Source organism: Tessaracoccus aquimaris (assembly GCF_001997345.1).
GTDB lineage: Bacteria > Actinomycetota > Actinomycetes > Propionibacteriales > Propionibacteriaceae > Arachnia > Arachnia aquimaris.
Window position 1 is genome coordinate 3,074,018 of record NZ_CP019606.1, and the last position, 17,653, is coordinate 3,091,670.

Below are 17,653 nucleotides of genomic sequence, written 5' to 3' on the forward strand. Positions count from 1 at the left end.
GCTAGAAGAGGCCGAAGAGCTTGGGCTTGCGGTTCCTGGCGAAGCCCTTGGCGTCGTCGCGGGCCGGGTCGACCAAGGGGGCGAGCAGGTCGTACAACTCGCGGCGGGTCTGCTCGTGGGCGCGGACGAAGCCGTTCGGGTGGACGGCCCACTCGATCAACTCACGCACCTGCTCGTCCCCGCCAGGGTCGAGGACGTGGATGCCGAGCCGCAGGTAGTGCATCGCCGCAAAGGCGGACAGGTTGTAGGGCTTGCGTGGGGTCGCCGCGTCGCGCTGCATCGCCTCGCGCAGCCACCAGCGACCCCAGCCGATTAGCGTCTCGGCCGACGCGTCGTCTGGGTCTGCGTCGTGGGCGCGGCGCAGCGCGGCCAGCGCGTCGGCGAGGGCGGCGTTGGCCGCCGCGGGATGCGCCTCCCACTGGTCGGCGGCCGCGGACACGGCCGCCCGCGCCCTTGCCAGATCCGACGCGTGGGAGGAGCCGGCACGTCCGCCGTCCCCGGCACCTGCCGCCGAGTCTGAGGCGGCGACGGCGACTCCCGCCCCACCACCAGCGAGATAGCGGCCTGCCACCCGGTGGAACCGGTCGATCCAGTCGGCGTCGCGCGCCCGGTCGAGGTGCGGCTCGAGCAGTCGGTACAGCTCGGCGACCAGGGCCTGATCGGCCAGCGGCGCGAAGGTGTCCTCGTGGCCGGCGAGCCGGACCATGCCCTTCAGGTCGTCGTCGGGGTTCGGGTCGAACTCGGGCGTGCCGAGCCGCAGGTACAGCCGCGCCGACCGCGCGGTCCTCAACCACTTCGTCGTCGGGGCAGTTCGGTTGCGTCGTTGTCGGCGCGCCAGCACGTCAGGAACAGCTCCGAGGCGTGCCCGGCCGCGGGCAGGAGGCTCTTCTCGCGGGCCTCGGGAACGACCTCGAGGTGGGCCCGCGCCGCCTCCAGGTAGCGGGGCAGCACCTCCTCATACAGCTCGACGGCGCGCTGGAGGTCCTCGTCGCGGACGTCCCGTGCCGCGTTGAGGCCTCCGCGGGCCTCGACGAGGCCAAGGTAGGTGGGGCCCAGTTCGGCGAGCCTGCCGCGCGCCTCGTCGATGGCCTCGCGCATCCTGAGCGCGGTCTGCTGGTCCATCGCGTCCAGGCTGTGCTCAGTGCGCAGCACGACAGCCCCGATGCCGTCGAGTTCGCGCTCCTCAGCGCCGCCCGGCCAGTCGAGGAAGATGCGCGCGGTGCGGGCGACATTCGGCCAGTCCTCCGCGTCGCAGTAGCGGTGGAACAGCCAGAGGCCCTGCGACCGGATCAGCAGCGGGTAATCCTGCTGTTCGTACTCGTCGTGCTCGATGGCGTCCATCAGCAGCGGCACGAGCTGCTCGGTGGCGACGATCAGCCGCTGCTGGTCCTCCTCCCAGTCGAGCGTGGTGTGCTTGAGGAGCGCGCGTTCGACGATGGCGTAGTCGGCGTCGTTGCCCTCCAGCAGCCCCCACATCTCGTCTGCCGCCGCTACGGCCTCCGGGCGCTCGGCCTCGCGGACGACGTCGTGCAGGGCGAGGACCCGGGCGCGCACGGCCCTGGGACTGGTGGCGTTGCGCAGGTCCTCCGCGACGCGCCGCGCCCACTGCAACGCGTCGGCGCGGAGCTCGTAGCGTTGGAAGCCGTAGATGATGCGGCGGGCGAAGATGACGCTCGCCTCCAGCACCTCCTCATCGATGTCGCCGATCCCGCGGGTGTACAGCTCGATCAGGACGGGCAGGTGCTCCCGGAACTCGTCGAGGCTGCCGATGGCGCTCATGAAGGCGGGGCCGCCGAACTGCGACTGCATCACCCACAGCCGCTGGGCAGGGTCGTCGGAGTAGAGCTGCGGGGGCACGCCGTCGACGCGCTCGTCGTCGGGCCCTGGCTCGTCCGGGGGCAGCAGTGCCTGGGAGACGGCAAAGCGCAGCCGCTGCAGGGCGTCGGGTTCGGCCGCGGAGCCGCTGCCGAGGCCACCAAGCTCCCCGAACCGTTCCTGTCCGCCGTCGGGGTCGAAGTGGGCCCTGACGGCGGCGCCCGCGACCAGGAATCCGGTGCCGGTGGGTCCGGGGCGGGTCGATCCGATCCGCTCGAGTTCGGCCGCCAAGTCCGGGGCGCGGCCCTCGATGACGACGATCTCAAGGCGCTTGAAGACCTCCTCGTCGGTGCCCGGTGCCAGCAGCCGGTCGACCACGGGTTCGCCAGCCCGAAGGCTCAGCACCAGTTCCATCCGCCAGGCGAAGTCGATCTCGGCCGTGAACGCGTCCGACTCCTCCTCGTCGAGATCCCGACGGTCGAGGTAGGCCCGGTTGATCCAGCCGCGCAGCACCTCTGCCGCTTCCCCGCCGGGACCCAACTGTTGACCAACCGCAGCGCCGAGCGGGCGAGCAGTTCCGGCCGACCGGAGGGCTGAAGCTGGGCGTGCACCTTCGCGTAGACGTCGCTGACGACGTCGAGGAATGGTCGCTCGTCGAGGTCGCGGTTGTCGAGGAAGGCTAGGCCGAGCGTGATGCGGACCTGGTCGCCTGACCCGGCCGGGAGGGGGTGCGCGCCGCCCTCGGCGAGGGTGATCATCTGGGTCGCCTGATCCCAGGTCTGCTCGGCGCGGTACCAGCGGGAGTCCCGCTCCACGAGCGGTTGCGTGTGGCGGGCGATCATGACGAGCGCGTCGCTGGGGGCGCGGTCGCCGATCCGGTCGAGGAACTCCTCGGCGATCTGCTGCCACAGGTCGGCGCGCCCTGCCTCGGCGGCGGCTAGCGCGAAGGGTGTCAGCGCCCGCACATAGGAGTTGGTGCGGACCCGCTCCGGTGGCAGGTCGAACAAGCGCCGGATCAGCATGGTCCGTTCCGTCGAGACGCCCGTGGTCGCGAAGCGGACGAGGTGAGCCGCGACGTCGGAGGCCATCGGCACATCGAGGCCGAGGTCACGCAACTGGGCCGATCCGGCGACCAGGTCGTCGAGGCGGTCGGCGAGCGCCGCGACGGTGTCGTCCGGGCCGGTGGCGCTGGCGTCGTGGCCCTGCCAGATCATCCTGGCCTGCAGGTTGAGCGCGGTGACGAGGTCGTCGCCTGTCACCTCTTCCGGGCGCTCCCCTGGCTGTTCGACGGTGGCGCTGCTGAGTTCGATGAGCCGGTCGACCTGCTTCCGGAGCACCTGGTCGCCGACCTCGGTCGCCTGTTCGCGCAGCAGGTCGACGATGGGGAGGAACTCGTGCGGGTCGAGCGGCATCCTGCTCCACGCCAGTACCAGCGAGGCGGCCTTGCTGCGGTCGTCCATGCCCTTCACTCTAGGCGCGACGGGGGCCGCTCACCCTTGGGCACGCAGCCAGTGGTCCACCTCGTCGACGGTCTGGCCGAGGTCGAGCGCTGTGCTGTCGAGGCGCAGCCCGGGGGCATCGGTCCAGGCGTCCAGGTCGGCCTTCAGGTGCGACCACGCGGCAGCGACCTGCTTGTCGCGCCCCGCGTCGCGGGAGGCGATGGAGGCGGCGTCGGGGTCGAGGATGACGAGTCGTGGCGGCCCGCCGAGCAGCCGGGCGTAGTCGGCGAACAGCCCTGGCCACAGCACCACGTCGGAGACGAACACGTCGAACCCGTCGGCCGCGAAGTTGGCGGCAAGCGCGCAGATGTTGGTACGGCGCAGCGCCAACTGCCGCTCGGCCTCGTCGGCAGGGTTGCCTCCTGGCAACACCAGGCCGGCGACGATGAAGCATTCGCCGACGTCGTCGGTGTCGAGGTGCACGCCGCGGTCGCGCCGACCGGCCAGCGCCCGGGCGACCGACGTCTTGCCCGCGCCAGGCAGGCCCGAGACGATCGTGACGCTCACGGCCCGCTCCGCTCGCCGCGGGCGGCCTTCTCGACGGTGGTGGCGATCCTCGCCTCCCGGGTCGCGGGCCGCTTCGCCGAGACGATCCACATCAGGATCGCCTTGCGCACCCCGGCGGGGAACGCGTCGAAGGTGGCGGCCGCGTCGGGCACCGCGTCGAGGGCCGCTCGGACGTCGTCAGGCACGATGCCCTCCTCGACATCGGCGAGCAGGTCCCACACCCCACTCGCCTTGGCCGCCTCGACGAGCGCCAACCCGGCCGGGGCCATCTCCCCCGAGTCGGTCAGCCGCTGGACGCGGTCCCGGTTCGACCTGACCCAGGTGCTCGCCGGGTTGCGCGGCCCGAAGCGCTGGTAGCGGGTCGTCTCATCGCGCGGCTTGCTGACGCTGTCGATCCAGCCGAAGCACAGCGCCTGGCAGACGGCGTCGTCGTAGCTGACGGCGCCGCCCTTGCTCAGCACCAGCCAGGCCTGCTTGGCGTCGGTGTGGTGCCCGGCGAGCCAGTCGCGCCACTGTTCGGTGGTCTCGGCGTGGACGACGGGCGCTCCCTCGAAGGTCTCCATCCACCCATCTTCGCGGCCCGAAGGCCAGGCGACCAGATCGGCTCGGTCCCCGCAGACGGGCCGACAGGCTCCGACGGCGAGGCGGGACCCGTCAGGCGCGCCGGTACTGCGCCGTGATGGGGCACTCGAACGGGTCGCGGGCGGCGAGGCCCACGCGGTTGAGGTAGCGGATGACGATGCCGTAGGAGCCAACCAGCGAGGCCTCGGTGTACGGCACGTCAAGCTTGTCGCAGAACTCCCGCACGATCAGACGCGCCTTCCGCAGGTGGGGTCGCGGCATGTTCGGGAACAGGTGATGCTCGATCTGGTAGTTGAGGCCACCCATCAGGGTGGTGGCCCACCAGCCGCCCCGGATATTGCGCGAGGTGCGGACCTGCTTGGAGAAGAAGTCGAGCTTGGCGTCCTTGGCGATGACGGGCATGCCCTTGTGGTTCGGGGCGAACGACGAGCCCATGTAGAGGCCGAAGACCGCGAACTGCACGCCCATGAAGGCAAACGCCATGCCGATCGGCAGGAACAGGAAGACCGGCACCAGCAGCAGCGCGAACCGCCCGAACACGATCGCCAGCTCGATCCAGCGCGACTTCACGGGGCCGCGCGAGAAGAGATGCTGGAAGCTCAGCCTGTGCAGGTTGAGCCCCTCCAGGGTGAGCAGCGGGAAGAACAGCCAGCCCTGACGGCGCGTGATCCAGCGTCGCAGCCCGCGCGCTGTTGCCGCGTCCTCCTCGACGAACGAGACGGTGTCGATGGCGATGTCAGGGTCCTTGGCGATCCGGTTGGGGTTGCCGTGGTGCCTGGTGTGCTTGCTGTCCCACCAGGAGAAGCTCATGCCGATCGAACCGGCGAGGATGCGGGCGAGCCTGTCGTTGGCTGGCGCGGTCGCGAGGATCTGCTTGTGTCCCGCCTCGTGGGCCAGGAACGCGACCTGCGTGAACAGCACCCCGAGGACCGCCGCGATCAGCAACTGGAACCAGCTGTGGCCGAGCAGCACGAAACCAGTGATGGCCCCGCCCATGCCAAGGGCCAGCACAGAGCCGACCACGATGTAGAACCATCGGGCCCGGTGCAGGAGGCCTTGTTCTTTCACGCGCTGCGAGACCTCGGTGTAGGCGCGGATCAGCGGCGGATAGTCAGTGGTGTCCACGTACTTCTGCCAGCGGCGCACCGTGGGCGCCGACTCGAGGGTAGGGCTCTGCATCAGGGCGACTCCTGTCCAAATCTCCGAGGCAGGTCGAGCCCCGGGGAAGCCAATGGCGGTCGCCGAAAGCTGAGGCCCAAGGTACCCGCCCCAGCGAAGCCCGGCCCGGCTGCCCGCCCATCGGTCGTCCGAGACCCCTGGCTGGGGGCGGCGGAACCGGAGCGCACGAGCCACTGGCCCGCTCGTGCCGCCGTCGGCTGGGGCGGCGGCCGGTGCGGCGTCCGAGCCTGTGTGACGCGAACGAGACCGCATGGCCCGCAAGCGAACCACGGGCGACGGCGACGCGCCGGAACCTGACCCGTTCACCGAACTGTCAGCACGGTGCGTCGGCCTGACCCCCGACCCGGTCCCGCTACCGACGCAGCAGTACCGGATCTAGCCCGAGCTCAGAACGTCAGGGCCTTGAAGTCCTCCGTCTGCTTGCGGATGCCGACCTCGGTGGGCAGCCGCTCGATCGACGAGGCGCCGAAGAATCCGACGATGCCCTCGGTGTGTTGCAGCACGTACTGGGCGTCGGACGGTTCGGCGATCGGGCCGCCGTGGCACAGGCAGAGGATGTCCGGGTTGACCCGCTTGGCGGCGTCGGCGAGCGCCTGCACCCTCTCGGCCGCCTGCTCGAGAGTCATGGCGGTGTGGGCGCCGATCGTGCCCGCGGTCGTCAGGCCCATGTGCGGAACCAGGATGTCGGCCCCGGCCTTCGCCATGTCGGCCGCCTGCTCCTCATCGAAGACGTAGGGGGCGGTGACGAGGCCGAGTTCGTGCGCCTGGGCGATCATGTCGACCTCGAGGCCGTAGCCCATCCCCGTCTCCTCGAGGTTGGCACGGAAGTTGCCGTCCATCAGCCCGACCGTCGGGAAGTTCTGCACCCCGGCGAAGCCGATGTCCTTGATTTGGCGCAGGAAGTGCGGCATGACGCGGAACGGGTCGGTGCCGCAGACGCCCGCGAGCACGGGGGTCTTCTTGACGACGGGGAGCACCTCGTTGGCCATCTCCATCACGATGGCGTTGGCGTCGCCGTAGGGCAGCAGGCCAGAGAGCGACCCGCGGCCGGCCATCCGGAAGCGGCCAGAGTTGTAGATGATGAGCAGGTCGATGCCGCCGGCCTCGGCCGACTTGGCGGTGATGCCGGTGCCCGCGCCGCCTCCGATGATGGGCCGTCCCGCTGCCACCTGCTCGCGGAATCGGGCGAGGACCTCGTCCCTGGTCATGTCACTGCTCCTTCTGGGCCTTGATGGCCCTGTCGAGGGCGTCGGCCATTGCGGCGCCGAAGCCCTGGTCGTTGATGGCCTGATCGCGCTCGACGATAGCGACCTGGCTGCCACTGAGCCCCTGGCGGAGCGCGTCGAACAGCGCCGCGTCGGCGTCCGCGTCGCGGAAGGGGGCGTCGTCGACGTCGATGGCGCTGACCCCCTTGAGGGGCAGGAACAGCTCGGTCGGGCCGGTCGCGGCGGCCAGCTTTGCGGCGATGCGTCGGCCGAGTTCGGCCGTCTCCTCCGGCGTGGTGCGCATCAGCGTCACCGTCGGGTTGTGGACGAAGAGGTTGCGGTCGCGGAACCGCTCCGGGACGGTGTCGGCCGGGCCGAAGTTGACCATGTCGAGCGCGCCGACGCTGACCACCTGCGGCAGGCCGAGCCTGCCCGCGATCTCGAGCCGGTCGGGGCCTGCGCTGAGCACGCCGCCGACGAGGTCGTCGGCGAGTTCGGTGGTTGTGAGGTCGCACACGCCGGCCAGGAGGTTGGACGCGACCAGCTTCTCCATCGCGCGGCCGCCGGTGCCGGTGGCGTGGAATACGAGCACCTCGTAGCCGAGCTCGGTGAGCCGGGCGCGCGCCTCGTCGGCCGCCGGGGTCGTGACGCCGAACATGGTGAGCCCGACCAGCGGTACGTGTTCGTCGCCCGCCTCGCTCCCGGTGCGCGACTCGTAGGCCTTCGCCATGCCGGAGATGGCGGCGACGGCGTTGCCGAGCACGACGCTGGAGACGGAGTTGATGCCCGCGACGTCGACGACGGAGTACATCAGCGTCGCGTCGACCGCCCCGACGTAGGGGCTCACGTCGCCGCTTGCCATGGTCGAGACGAGCAGCTTCGGCACGCCGATCGGCAGCGCCTGCATGGCTGGTGCCGCGACAGAGGATCCGCCGGAGCCTCCGACGCTGAGCAGCCCGTGCAGCCGTCCCTCCTCGAAGAGCCGGTGCACGACCTCGGCGGCGCCACGGCCCATGGCGGTCATGGTCTCGCCACGGTCGCGCCGCTCGTGCAGCCCCGCCGCGTCGAGCCCGGCGGCGGCCAGCACCTCGTCGGGCGTGACGTCCGCCGTCGACGCCTCCGAGAACGAGCCGACGTCGACGGTGAGCACCTCGACGCCCGCCGCGAGCAGTTGTCCCTTGAGCCAGTCGTACTCGGCCCGCTTCGTGTCGAGGGTTCCGAGCAGCACCACGGTCGCCATTGACCATCACCTTCCGTCGTCTACGTGTGCCTTCACGCTACCGATCTCGCGACGGGGACGCGCTCTGTTCGCGCAACATCGCAGATCAGGCGCCGGGTCCATCGTCGTTGCTGGCGCGCCGTTCGACCAGCGGCGACAGGTAGCGCTGGATGCTCGGGGCGACCGCCTCGACGAGTTCCTCGCGCGACATGCCCGTGAACGCCGAGAGGCCGAGCACGTTGCGGGCGAGCGCGACCCCCATCAGATGCGCCCCGGCGAGGGCCACCCCGCGCGTCGCCTCGGGCGGCGCGGCCGCCACCTCGGGCACCTTCGACATCTGCGAGAACAGGGCCTCCGCGACCAACTCGCCGCCGTGCTCCGACGTGACGGCGGAACGGACGAGGCCCTGGAGCACCGGTCCGAGCTCGGCGTCGTCCCAGAGGGTCAGGTAGGCCTCGGCGACGCGTCGGCCGAGCTGCCCCGGGTCGCCCGAGACCGCCTCCGCCATCCGCTGCGGGATCTCCGAGTGGGCCGCCATCGCCGCCGCGAACAGCGAGGGCTTGTCTGTGAAGAAGTGCCGGATCAGCGCGGGATCGACGCCCGCCGCGTCCGCGATCGCGCGCATCGACGCGCCGTCGAAACCGCGCTCGGCGAACAGGGTCAGCGCGGCGTCGAGGATGTCCTCCCGGGTGCCGCTTTCCCCGGCACGACGGCCCACGGGGCGGGCGCCCTTGGGTGGGTCGACGTCGGGATCGGTCATGGTCAGGATCATATCCACCCCTATTTCCCCGCGTGTGGAATTAGGGCGTACACTTTTGGCGAGCCACCACAGCGGTGACCTGAAAGGCGGTCCGATGAGCGGGCACGAGCGAGCGATCCACGTCGAGAACCTGACGAAGTCGTACGGGAAGTTCCAGGCTCTCAAGGGGGTCGACCTCACCGTGGCGAAGGGCCAGGTGCACGGTTTCCTCGGCCCCAACGGAGCGGGCAAGTCCACGACCATCCGGGTACTGCTCGGCCTGCTGAAGGCTGACGGCGGGATCGCGCAGGTGCTGGGGAAGGACCCGTGGCGCGACGTCGTCGAGCTTCACCGTCGCTGCGCCTACGTGCCGGGCGACGTGTCGCTGTGGCCTGGCATGACCGGCGGTGAGGCGATCGACCTGCTTGGCGCGCTGCGCGGCGGCCTGAACGAGGAGCGGCGCCGCGACCTTGTCGACCGGTTCGAGCTCGACCCGACCAAGCGCGGGCGCCAGTACTCGAAGGGCAACAAGCAGAAGGTCGCGATCGTCGCGGCGCTGGCCTCGGATGTCGAGCTGCTGATCCTGGACGAGCCGACCAGCGGCCTCGACCCGCTGATGGAGAACGTCTTCCAGTCGGTGATCGCCGACGCGAATCAGCGCGGCACGACCGTCCTGCTGTCGAGCCACATCCTGGCCGAGGTCGAGTCCCTTGCGGACCGGATCTCGATCATCCGCGACGGCCGGATCGTCCAGTCGGGCACGCTCGCCGAGCTGCAGAGTGGAATCCGCTCGACGATCCACGCGACGCTCGGCCGTGTGCCGGACGAGGCCGCGCTCGCCCTGCTCGACGACGCGCACGTCGAGGGGCACCGCTTGTCGGCAAGCATCGACTCGGCACACATCGGCGAGGCGATGGAGCGGCTGACACCGTTCGGCATCGAGGCCCTCACCGTCGAGCCGCCGTCGCTCGAGTCGCTGTTCCTCCGCCTGTACGACACCGTCGAGGACCGATGAGCGCCTCACCTGTGACCGGTGCCCTCCCGCTGCTGAGGGCCGAACTGAAGCACGGCGGTCGGCTGTTGGCGCCGTGGGTGCTGCTGGCGACGCTGCTGTCGTCGTCGTCGGTGATCGTCTACCCGTGGCTGTTCCCCGAGCAGCACGACCGGGCGGCCCTTTCGCTCGCGATCAGCACCAACCCAGCGCTCGGCCTGATCTTCGGCCACGCAGGCGACCTCACCACCACCGACGGCTTCAACGCCTGGCGCTCGCTCGCCATCGGCGGCCTGCTCGCGGCGATCGGCGCGATCTTCGCGATCACCCGAGCGACAAGGGCGCAGGAGGACAGCGGCCAGGCCGAACTCCTCGCCTCAGGAGTGATGGGACGCGGCGCCCGCCTGACGGCCGCGGTTGCGATGGGGCTTGGCATGGGTGTGGTGCTCGGTCTCGTGACGGGTCTCGTCACGGTTGCGTTCGGCGGCGGCTGGGAGGCGTCGATGCTGCTGGCCGCGACCATGACCGTGACGGGCTGGATGTTCACTGGCGTGTCGGCCATCGCCGCACAGTTGGGGTCGGATGCACGCACCGCCAACACGCTGGCCGCGTCGGCGTTCGGGATCCTGTTCATGGCGCGCGGCTTCGCGTTCTCGATCGAGGCACCCGACTGGGTGCTGTGGGCCAACCCGCTCGGCTGGATGTCGCAGACGCATCCCGCGACGGAGAACCACTGGTGGCCGCTGCTGCTCGGCGTGGGCCTGACGGTCGTGCTGGTGGCCGTGGCGTTCGTGCTGCAGACGCGGCGCGACTTCGGCGTCGGCGCCATCGCCCCGCGGCCGGGACCAGCGCGCGGTCGCCTGCGTTCCGCCTGGGGCCTCGCGCTGCGGCTGAACCGTGGGCCAGTGATCACCTGGGCAGTCGCGTTCGCCGCGCTGGGCGTCGTGTACGGCTACTTCACGACGTCGGTGCCGGACCTGCTGGGCGACGACTCCGCCGTGCAGCAGATCCTCGCTGCGGGCGCGGCGACCCGCGAGGAACTGATCGGCTCATTCGTGGTGATGATCCTGAGCCTGGTCGGCATCCTCGCCTCTGTGCCTGGAGTCCAGACGATGCTGCGCGTGCGCGCCGAGGAGGTCGACGACCGGGTCGAGCCGGTCCTTGCGACCGCCGTGTCGCGCCCGAAATACTTCGCCAGCAACGTCGTCATCGCCCTGCTCGGGCCTGCGCTGTTCGTGGTGATCGCCGGAACGATCGTCGCCGCGTTGGCGTCGTCGGCCGACATCGGCCTGTCCTTCGGGGACGTGCTACGGCAGTCGGTCTCGACGATCCCCGCGGTCTTGACGGTGGTCGCGGTCGCGGTCGCCGTGGTCGGCGCCCGCCCGGCGGTCCCACCGGCTGCGTGGGCGGGCGTGCTGCTGTCGTTCGGCCTGACGCTGTTGGGCCCGAGCTTCAAGCTCCCCGATTGGGCCTTGGGCATCAGCCCGTTCTGGCACGTCCCGAACGTGATGTCCGCCGACTCAGACTGGTGGGGCCTGCTGTGGATCTCCTTGGTCGCACTGTTCCTACTGGCGGTCGGCTTCGCAGGCTTCCGCCGCCGAGACTTGGCTAGGCAGTAGGGGCTGATTCCGAGGAAGCGGTTTCGCTGGTCATCGAGATGTCTATCGCGAGCGCCTATCAAAGCTTTCCTTTGAACATCGAGTCATCTATCAAAGGTTGAATACTCATCCTTTGATAGGCTGACGATACGGGAAAGGAAACCACCTATGGCCACATGGGAGGAAGCTCACTGGGAATCGAGTGTCGACTCCGGTACCCCTAAGGCCGAGCGGCAGGCGGGCGCCTATCATCGCTACGCTCCCGACTTCGTCGACGGCATCGGACTCGCGGTCGACGGAGACCTGTCACGCATCGTCAGCCGGGTCGAACGCAACATCCGTGCGCTCAACGGTCCCGGTGCCGAGGGCCTGGCAGGCATTGCCCGCTTCCTCCTTCGCTCGGAGGCCATCGCTAGCTCACGCATCGAGGGAATTGCTCCCTCGGCGCAGCAGGTGGCACTCGCTGAGCTGGGCCAGTCCGAGACGGTCCGCGGTGTCAGCGAACAGGCCAAGCTTGTTGCCAACAACATGACGATCGTGAGGGAGGCGACGACAAAGCTCGTCGAAGCCGAGGCGGTTACCGTCCAGGATGTCGTTGAGCTCCACCGTTCGCTCATGCCCGATGAACCACGCCATCATGGGCTCCGGGAAGTGCAGAACTGGATCGGCGTCTCGCGCTGGACGCCGATTGGTGCCGCCTTCGTTCCGCCCGACCCGGCAATGGTGCCTGGTTTGATGGGTGACCTGACAAAATACCTCAACGGCGCGGCGCACTCTCCGCTCATTCAAGCCGCGGTAGTGCACGCGCACTTCGAAACCATTCACCCGTTCACCGACGGCAACGGGCGGGTCGGGCGGGCGCTGATCCACACGGTGCTCGCGCGACGAGGGCTCACAGAAGACGCAGTGCTCCCCATCAGCCTCGTCCTGGCGACCCTCAGGGACAGGTACGTCAGCGGCCTGAGCTCCTTCCGGCATGCCTCTCCCGCAGGTAGCCCGGAGGCGAACAGGGCAACGAATGCGTGGTTGGAGACCTTCGTCGGAGCGGCAGAGATCGCGGTCGAGCAGTCCGAGTCGCTCGTGCGTCAGATCGAGGCCCTTCGTGGTGAATGGACTGAGCGCCTCACTTCACACCGCACTGCGACCGGCATGCGCCCCGTGCCGCGCGCAGACTCGGCAACGGCACGACTGCTCGCTCAACTGACCGAGGCTCCGGTCGTGTCGGCGACCACGCTGGCGAAGATCCTCGGCGTGTCATATCCGGCAGCGAGTGGGGCTCTTGACGAGTTGCGACAGGCAGGCATTCTGATCCCCAGATCCATCGAGCGGGGCGCGACCGCGTACATCGCGCGGGAGGTTCTCGACTTGGTCACGTTCTCGGAGCGCGCCCTAGCCAGCACCCAGTTCGACACACTCGCAGCGCAACCCGATCGCCCTGTTCCGGCAAGGCCGCGACGTAACTAGCAGCAACGAGATCCCCCGTTGGCCCTACGCGAAGAAGTCTTCGTCGATCTCGACGACCTTGTACGTCTCTCGGATTTGGACTCCAACCCCGAAGCGGATCATCAGGTCCGTGAGCCGGGCCCCGTCGATCAGGATGATGCGGGTCGGAGTCATGTCGGCGAACTCCCTCGCACCCTTCGAGAAATGACTTGTGGTGATGAACACGCCGCTGTCCGCACGACCGTGAACTGCGCCGACGAAGCCCTGCACCTCCGGGCGGCCGACAGTGACGCCCTCTGAGTACCGCTTGGCCTGGATGTAGATCCGGCTGAGGCCCAGATGATCCTGGTCGATGACGCCGTCGATGCCTCCGTCATTGCTGAGCTGGGTGACCGCCCCAGACCCGAGCGTGCCGCCGTACCCCATCGCCAGGAGAAGGTCGACGACCGCCTGTTCGAAGAATGCGGGTTCCTTACCGCGCAAGCGCTGGAGGAGCTCCAGCGCCACGTCCCGGTGGATACGGTCGACGCCCTCCTCGACCTGTTCAAGCGGCGTCATCGCCTGCCCGCTCGTTTCCGCCATAGCCGGCGCGCCCTCCAACACCGCAGACGTCGCCCTGGGGGCGGCAACGTAGGGTGACAGGCCACCCACTCTGTCCTCGGCGAGCGCGGAGACGTCGCGCTCCCTGAGCCCCTCAGGGAACCGCTCGAGCAGCCCTCGCCCGGCCTCGGCGATGCGGTAGTTGCCTCGCGAAGGACGATCAAGAGCACCCACATTGGTGAGGTAGGACAGCGCCCAACCGATCCGGTTCTCATACATAGGCTGGCCCGACGACAAGACGACGCTGCGTTGCTGCTCCGTGAGACCGACCTGTCCCGCCACCAACGGCATCAGTTCTCGTCGATGACGGATCTCGCCATCGCTGAGTGCCCGAAGGGACGGGAGCATGAACCCCTCCCACGTCGGCATCTCTGCGTTCATCGGTACTCCCCTCGTCCAGTCAACCCGAAGAACCGCTCGAAGAACGACCCGAGTCTGTCGATCACGCGTTGCTTCTTCTCACCGTGGCCAGCACTTGGGGCGAAGCGCGACACGGGGGGCAGGATCCTCGTGATGGCAGTGCCCGTTGTGCGAAGCGAGCCATCCCTGAAGGCGGCTTCGACGAAGACGTGTGTCTCATCCGGCTTCAGGTTCTCGTCCGCGATGATCTCTTCGAGTTCCGTTTGGCGGCGCTGCTCGACGTAGCTCTGCCACTGGTCGTCCACCGAGGTGCCGATCGACACCTGGTCGACAAACGCCTCGATGAGGTCGCGCTTGTCGCGCAGCGTCGGGCTGGACTCGACAGCCCGGGTGATTTCAGCCCGGATCTCCTTGTCGCGACCGTCGCCATGCTCGTCGCGGAACTTCTGCACGAGCAGCAGGATGTAGTCGACGTTGATCTCGACCTGTTTGATCAGTTCGATCTCGAAGACGACGTCGTCCGCGATGGACTCCTTGTCCGCCGCGGCCCCCTTGCGGAACTCGGCGTGCAGGTCGAGGTAGCGGCTCTTGTAGTCCTGTAGCTGGCGGGGCGTGAGGAGCTCGGAACCGGCGAAGTCGTCGAATGAAGTGAGGATGTTGTCGAGCCGCAGGATTGCCCCGAAGAGTGCGATGAACTGCTTCTGCGCGGCCTCCCCCACGATCGGGAGTCCCTCAGGAAAGAGGCGGGTGAGCTCGTCGACCTTGTCCGCGTACTCCGAGTAGTACTCGCCGTAGGGTTTGAGCAGCACGACACCTCGAGCATCCTTGTTGCCGAACAGTTCGAGGGCCGAGTTGGTGGCATCTTCCAGGTTCCGGAACGCGACGATGTTGCCGTACGTCTTGACCGAATTGAGGATGCGGTTGGTCCGCGAATAGGCCTGGATCAACCCGTGCGACTTGAGGTTCTTGTCGACGAACAGCGTGTTGAGCGTGGTGGCGTCGAAGCCCGTGAGGAACATGTTGACGACGATCACGAGGTCGAGGTCGCGGTTCTTGAGCCGCTTGGACAGGTCCTTGTAGTAGTTCTGGAACTTGTCCGAGGACGTGTCGAAGCTGGCGCCGAACAGGTCGTTGTAGTCCTGGATCGCGTCCTCGAGGAACTCACGCGAGTCGGCGACGAGGGCGTCGGTGTCGAAGGCCTCGTCGTCGAGGATGCCGTCGTCGCTGGCCTCGTTGGCGCCGTAGGAGTAGATCAGCGCGATCTTGAGCCGCCGATCTGGGCTCAGCCCCTCTTGTTGGAGCTGGAACTGGTTGTAGTAGCGCTTGGCGGCGTCGATGGAGGCGGTCGCGAAGATCGCATTGAAGCCCTTGACCCTGCGCTCCCCAAGGCGGTAGCGGGAATCACGTTTGGTCTTCTGGTCGAAGTGTTCGAGCGTGTAGGCCACCACCTGGCTCAGCCGCTCGGGCGCCAACAAGGCCCGCTCGGTGTCGATGGCCGAGACCTGAGCGTCGACGACATCGCCAACCTGGATGGTGTTGACGTAGTCGATCCGGAACGGCAGCACGTTCCTATCAGTGATGGCATCGACGATGGTGTAGGTGTGTAGCTTGTCGCCGAAGGCCTGTTCGGTTGTCTTCAGCTGGGGGTTTCCTCCGCTGCCGCTGTTGGCGGCGAAGATCGGGGTGCCGGTGAAGCCGAACAGGTTGTAGCGCTTGAACGCCTTAGTGATGTCGGTGTGCATGTCACCGAACTGCGACCGGTGGCACTCGTCGAAGATGAGCACCGTGTGCTGGTCGTAGACGGGGTGTGTCTTGTTGCCCTTCACGAAGCTGGAGAGCTTCTGGATGGTGGTGATGATGATCTTCGCCCCAGCGTCCTCCAGCTGGCGGTTCAGCACGGCCGTGGAGGTGTTGGAGTTGGCCGCGCCCTTCTCGAAGCGGTCGTACTCGCGCATGGTCTGATAGTCGAGGTCCTTGCGGTCAACGACGAACAGCACCTTGTCGACGCTCGGCAGCCGGGAGGCGAGCTGGGCGGTCTTGAAGGACGTGAGCGTCTTGCCCGAGCCGGTAGTGTGCCAGACGTAGCCGCCCGCATCGAGGCGTCCGAGCCGCTTGTAGTTCGTCGCCACTGCGATGCGTTGCAGGATCCGCTCGGTGGCAACGATCTGGTAGGGCCGCATGACGAGCAGGAGCCGATCGTCCGTGAGGACGCAGTAGCGGGTCAGAATGCTCAGCAGCGTGTGTTTGGCGAAGAAGGTCTTGGCGAAAGATGGGAGATCCTGAATGGGCCTGTTCTGCGCGTCGGCCCACCACGAGGTGAACTCGAAACTGTTGGAGGTGCGCCTCTTCTTGCCCGCCGCCTGGCCCTCCTTGAGGTGCTGGTTACGGGTGGTGTTGGAGTAGTACTTCGTGAGGGTGCCGTTGGAAATGACGAACAGCTGCACGTACTCAAACAGCCCGGACCCGGCCCAGAAGCTGTCCCGCTGGTAGCGGTCGATCTGGTTGAACGCCTCGCGAATGTCGACACCGCGGCGCTTCAGTTCGATGTGGACCATCGGCAGGCCGTTGACGAGCACCGTCACGTCATAGCGGTTCGCGTGCGTGGCGCCGCCCTCACCCTGGCCGAGCTCGTACTGGTTGATCACCTGGAGCCGGTTGTTGTGGATGTTCGCCTTGTCGATCAGGGCGATGTTCTTCCTGGTGCCGTCGTCGCGGTCGAGGAGTTGGACGTGATCTTCCTGGATCCGGACGGTCTTCTCGACGATGCCGTCATTCCTGCCCGCGATCCGTTTGGCGAAGAAGCTCTCCCACTCGGCCTCGGAGAACGTGATGGAGTTGAGCGCCTCCAGTTGGGAGCGGAGATTTGCGACCAGCTGCGCCTCGGACGTGATCGGCAGATACTCGTACGCTTGGCTGCGCAACAACGCGATCAGCTCGGTCTCGAGCTGGGCCTCGGACTGGTAGTCGCTGCCCGACGGCTCGGGCGTGTGCTCGGCGACGACGGTGCTCTGATCCGAGACGGCAATGGGGTCGAACGCGCGCGGATCGCTCATGCCGGCGCCTCGTCGAAGGTGAGGAGCTTGTCGCGGTAGTACTCGTACTGCTTGCGTCGGGCGGCAATCTCGGCTGGGAGACCCGCGTCTAGTCCATTGGTCAGGAGATCCAGCTCATCCAGGAGGGCGGCGATACGCCGCTGTTCGGGCAGCGGAGGTAGCGGAACCTCAATCTTGGCGAGTCGTTCCTTTGACACATTGATCCGTGTGACACCGTTTGCCGTGCGTTTGATTTGGCGCCGCATGTTCTCAGACCTGAACAGATGCTTCTCAAACTCGGGGTCGAGAAGCCCTGCGTCATGGGGTCGGAATCCGATGCAAAAGCTGTTCAAGTAGATCGGTTCGTTCAACTCTTGGGTCACAACCGAGGTCATCCCTACCTCATCGAGCGATTCGGAAGATCCAGTAAAAATGACATCACCAAAGAGCAATGACCGCTGCTTTTCAGCGGGACCTACTTTAACAAAATCGGCGGCATTCACATCCAGAGCCAGATTCGAAAACACGTTCTTATATGAAGCGTAACGCGCGTTGCCGAGAGAGAAATCCGTTTTTGTCTTTCCAGTTAGACCACCGAATAGGATACCTAGCTCACCCAGGGGCCGCCGAGGGATTTCGCCGTCGAAATCCAAGAGCAAGTCACGATAGAAGACGTACTGGTTCCGACGCGCTTTCAGCTCCGCTTTAAGGGGCTCTTCGTACTTGCGGTGGGTCGGGGGCGACACGCCGGGTGAGCGGGGTGGGCTGAGGTAGGGGTCGGGGCCCTCAGGATCAGGAGTTACCAAGCTTCTTATCCACCGAGGACCCCGACTGTGTCTGAGCCTACGACGTGTGCTGCGCGCTGCCCCCATGACGACGCCTAC

The 17,653-nt window shown here is 67.6% G+C and carries 16 protein-coding genes; 4 read left to right on the plus strand and 12 right to left on the minus strand.

All coding sequences use genetic code 11. The features are described from left to right. Position 1: 1 nt before the first annotated feature. The 6 genes from BW730_RS14055 to BW730_RS14075 all read right to left on the minus strand — a co-directional run bounded on the left by BW730_RS14055 (position 2) and on the right by BW730_RS14075 (position 5,582). On the minus strand, positions 2 to 790 hold the full coding sequence (locus tag BW730_RS14055; RefSeq protein ID WP_077686809.1) for a hypothetical protein: 789 nt from the start codon (positions 788 to 790) through the stop codon (positions 2 to 4). After that, the gene (locus tag BW730_RS14060; protein WP_145952884.1) at positions 787 to 2,328 is read right to left on the minus strand and encodes a hypothetical protein; all 1,542 of its coding nucleotides are present in this window, start codon (positions 2,326 to 2,328) and stop codon (positions 787 to 789) included. The genes BW730_RS14055 and BW730_RS14060 overlap by 4 nt, the downstream gene beginning before the upstream one ends. Further along, positions 2,214 to 3,275 (minus strand): hypothetical protein, encoded by a 1,062-nt coding sequence (locus BW730_RS18235; protein WP_145952885.1) that lies wholly within the window; start codon positions 3,273 to 3,275, stop codon positions 2,214 to 2,216. Before BW730_RS18235 ends, BW730_RS14060 begins: the two co-directional genes overlap by 115 nt. A gap of 30 nt (positions 3,276 to 3,305) precedes the next feature. Then, positions 3,306 to 3,821: an AAA family ATPase gene (locus BW730_RS14065; protein ID WP_158522676.1), complete on the minus strand. Its 516-nt coding sequence runs from the start codon at positions 3,819 to 3,821 to the stop codon at positions 3,306 to 3,308. Then, entirely contained in the window at positions 3,818 to 4,384 is a 567-nt protein-coding gene (locus BW730_RS14070; RefSeq protein ID WP_077686812.1) for a YdeI/OmpD-associated family protein, read from the minus strand. The genes BW730_RS14065 and BW730_RS14070 overlap by 4 nt, the downstream gene beginning before the upstream one ends. Positions 4,385 to 4,475: 91 nt before the next feature. Further along, positions 4,476 to 5,582 (minus strand): fatty acid desaturase family protein, encoded by a 1,107-nt coding sequence (locus BW730_RS14075; RefSeq protein WP_077686813.1) that lies wholly within the window; start codon positions 5,580 to 5,582, stop codon positions 4,476 to 4,478. Positions 5,583 to 5,832: 250 nt separating this feature from the next. Between BW730_RS14075 and BW730_RS20070 the strand changes: the two genes are divergently transcribed. After that, positions 5,833 to 5,961: a hypothetical protein gene (locus BW730_RS20070; protein WP_257787347.1), complete on the plus strand. Its 129-nt coding sequence runs from the start codon at positions 5,833 to 5,835 to the stop codon at positions 5,959 to 5,961. Between the two features lie 7 nt (positions 5,962 to 5,968). Here BW730_RS20070 and BW730_RS14080 read toward each other — a convergent pair whose 3' ends face one another. The 3 genes from BW730_RS14080 to BW730_RS14090 form a co-directional block, all read right to left on the minus strand. Next, the gene (locus BW730_RS14080; RefSeq protein ID WP_077686814.1) at positions 5,969 to 6,790 is read right to left on the minus strand and encodes a phosphoenolpyruvate hydrolase family protein; all 822 of its coding nucleotides are present in this window, start codon (positions 6,788 to 6,790) and stop codon (positions 5,969 to 5,971) included. Position 6,791: 1 nt separating this feature from the next. After that, entirely contained in the window at positions 6,792 to 8,027 is a 1,236-nt protein-coding gene (locus tag BW730_RS14085; protein WP_077686815.1) for a Tm-1-like ATP-binding domain-containing protein, read from the minus strand. A gap of 85 nt (positions 8,028 to 8,112) precedes the next feature. After that, entirely contained in the window at positions 8,113 to 8,766 is a 654-nt protein-coding gene (locus BW730_RS14090) for a TetR/AcrR family transcriptional regulator (RefSeq protein ID WP_158522677.1), read from the minus strand. A 94-nt stretch (positions 8,767 to 8,860) separates the two neighbouring features. Here BW730_RS14090 and BW730_RS14095 point away from each other — a divergent pair, with 94 nt between their 5' ends. The 3 genes from BW730_RS14095 (at position 8,861) to BW730_RS14105 (ending at position 12,798) form a co-directional block, all read left to right on the plus strand. Continuing rightward, positions 8,861 to 9,760, plus strand: coding sequence for an ABC transporter ATP-binding protein (locus tag BW730_RS14095; RefSeq protein ID WP_077686817.1), 900 nt, complete (start codon positions 8,861 to 8,863; stop codon positions 9,758 to 9,760). Next, positions 9,757 to 11,355, plus strand: coding sequence for an ABC transporter permease (locus tag BW730_RS14100; RefSeq protein ID WP_077686818.1), 1,599 nt, complete (start codon positions 9,757 to 9,759; stop codon positions 11,353 to 11,355). The genes BW730_RS14095 and BW730_RS14100 overlap by 4 nt, the downstream gene beginning before the upstream one ends. Positions 11,356 to 11,502: 147 nt before the next feature. Further along, entirely contained in the window at positions 11,503 to 12,798 is a 1,296-nt protein-coding gene (locus BW730_RS14105; RefSeq protein WP_077686819.1) for a Fic family protein, read from the plus strand. Between the two features lie 24 nt (positions 12,799 to 12,822). On the opposite strand, the gene BW730_RS14110 is transcribed toward BW730_RS14105, so the two are convergent. The 3 genes from BW730_RS14110 to BW730_RS14120 are packed head-to-tail and all read right to left on the minus strand — an operon-like array spanning position 12,823 to position 17,515. Next, the gene (locus BW730_RS14110; RefSeq protein ID WP_077686820.1) at positions 12,823 to 13,758 is read right to left on the minus strand and encodes a restriction endonuclease; all 936 of its coding nucleotides are present in this window, start codon (positions 13,756 to 13,758) and stop codon (positions 12,823 to 12,825) included. Continuing rightward, on the minus strand, positions 13,755 to 16,790 hold the full coding sequence (locus BW730_RS14115) for a type I restriction endonuclease subunit R (RefSeq protein ID WP_077686821.1): 3,036 nt from the start codon (positions 16,788 to 16,790) through the stop codon (positions 13,755 to 13,757). The genes BW730_RS14110 and BW730_RS14115 overlap by 4 nt, the downstream gene beginning before the upstream one ends. Beyond that, complete coding sequence (locus BW730_RS14120; protein ID WP_226996831.1) at positions 16,787 to 17,515, minus strand: restriction endonuclease subunit S; 729 nt, start codon at positions 17,513 to 17,515, stop codon at positions 16,787 to 16,789. The genes BW730_RS14115 and BW730_RS14120 overlap by 4 nt, the downstream gene beginning before the upstream one ends. Positions 17,516 to 17,653 lie beyond the last annotated feature (138 nt).

Coding starts and splice junctions, on each gene's coding strand:
- BW730_RS14085 (WP_077686815.1), bottom strand. CDS start 8,027: ATGGCGACCGTGGTGCTGCTCGGAACCCTCGACACGAAGCGGGCCGAG.
- BW730_RS14115 (WP_077686821.1), bottom strand. CDS start 16,790: ATGAGCGATCCGCGCGCGTTCGACCCCATTGCCGTCTCGGATCAGAGC.
- BW730_RS14090 (WP_158522677.1), bottom strand. CDS start 8,766: ATGACCGATCCCGACGTCGACCCACCCAAGGGCGCCCGCCCCGTGGGC.
- BW730_RS14110 (WP_077686820.1), bottom strand. CDS start 13,758: ATGAACGCAGAGATGCCGACGTGGGAGGGGTTCATGCTCCCGTCCCTT.
- BW730_RS14070 (WP_077686812.1), bottom strand. CDS start 4,384: ATGGAGACCTTCGAGGGAGCGCCCGTCGTCCACGCCGAGACCACCGAA.
- BW730_RS14080 (WP_077686814.1), bottom strand. CDS start 6,790: ATGACCAGGGACGAGGTCCTCGCCCGATTCCGCGAGCAGGTGGCAGCG.
- BW730_RS14100 (WP_077686818.1), top strand. CDS start 9,757: ATGAGCGCCTCACCTGTGACCGGTGCCCTCCCGCTGCTGAGGGCCGAA.
- BW730_RS14105 (WP_077686819.1), top strand. CDS start 11,503: ATGGCCACATGGGAGGAAGCTCACTGGGAATCGAGTGTCGACTCCGGT.
- BW730_RS14075 (WP_077686813.1), bottom strand. CDS start 5,582: ATGCAGAGCCCTACCCTCGAGTCGGCGCCCACGGTGCGCCGCTGGCAG.
- BW730_RS20070 (WP_257787347.1), top strand. CDS start 5,833: ATGGCCCGCAAGCGAACCACGGGCGACGGCGACGCGCCGGAACCTGAC.
- BW730_RS18235 (WP_145952885.1), bottom strand. CDS start 3,275: ATGGACGACCGCAGCAAGGCCGCCTCGCTGGTACTGGCGTGGAGCAGG.
- BW730_RS14095 (WP_077686817.1), top strand. CDS start 8,861: ATGAGCGGGCACGAGCGAGCGATCCACGTCGAGAACCTGACGAAGTCG.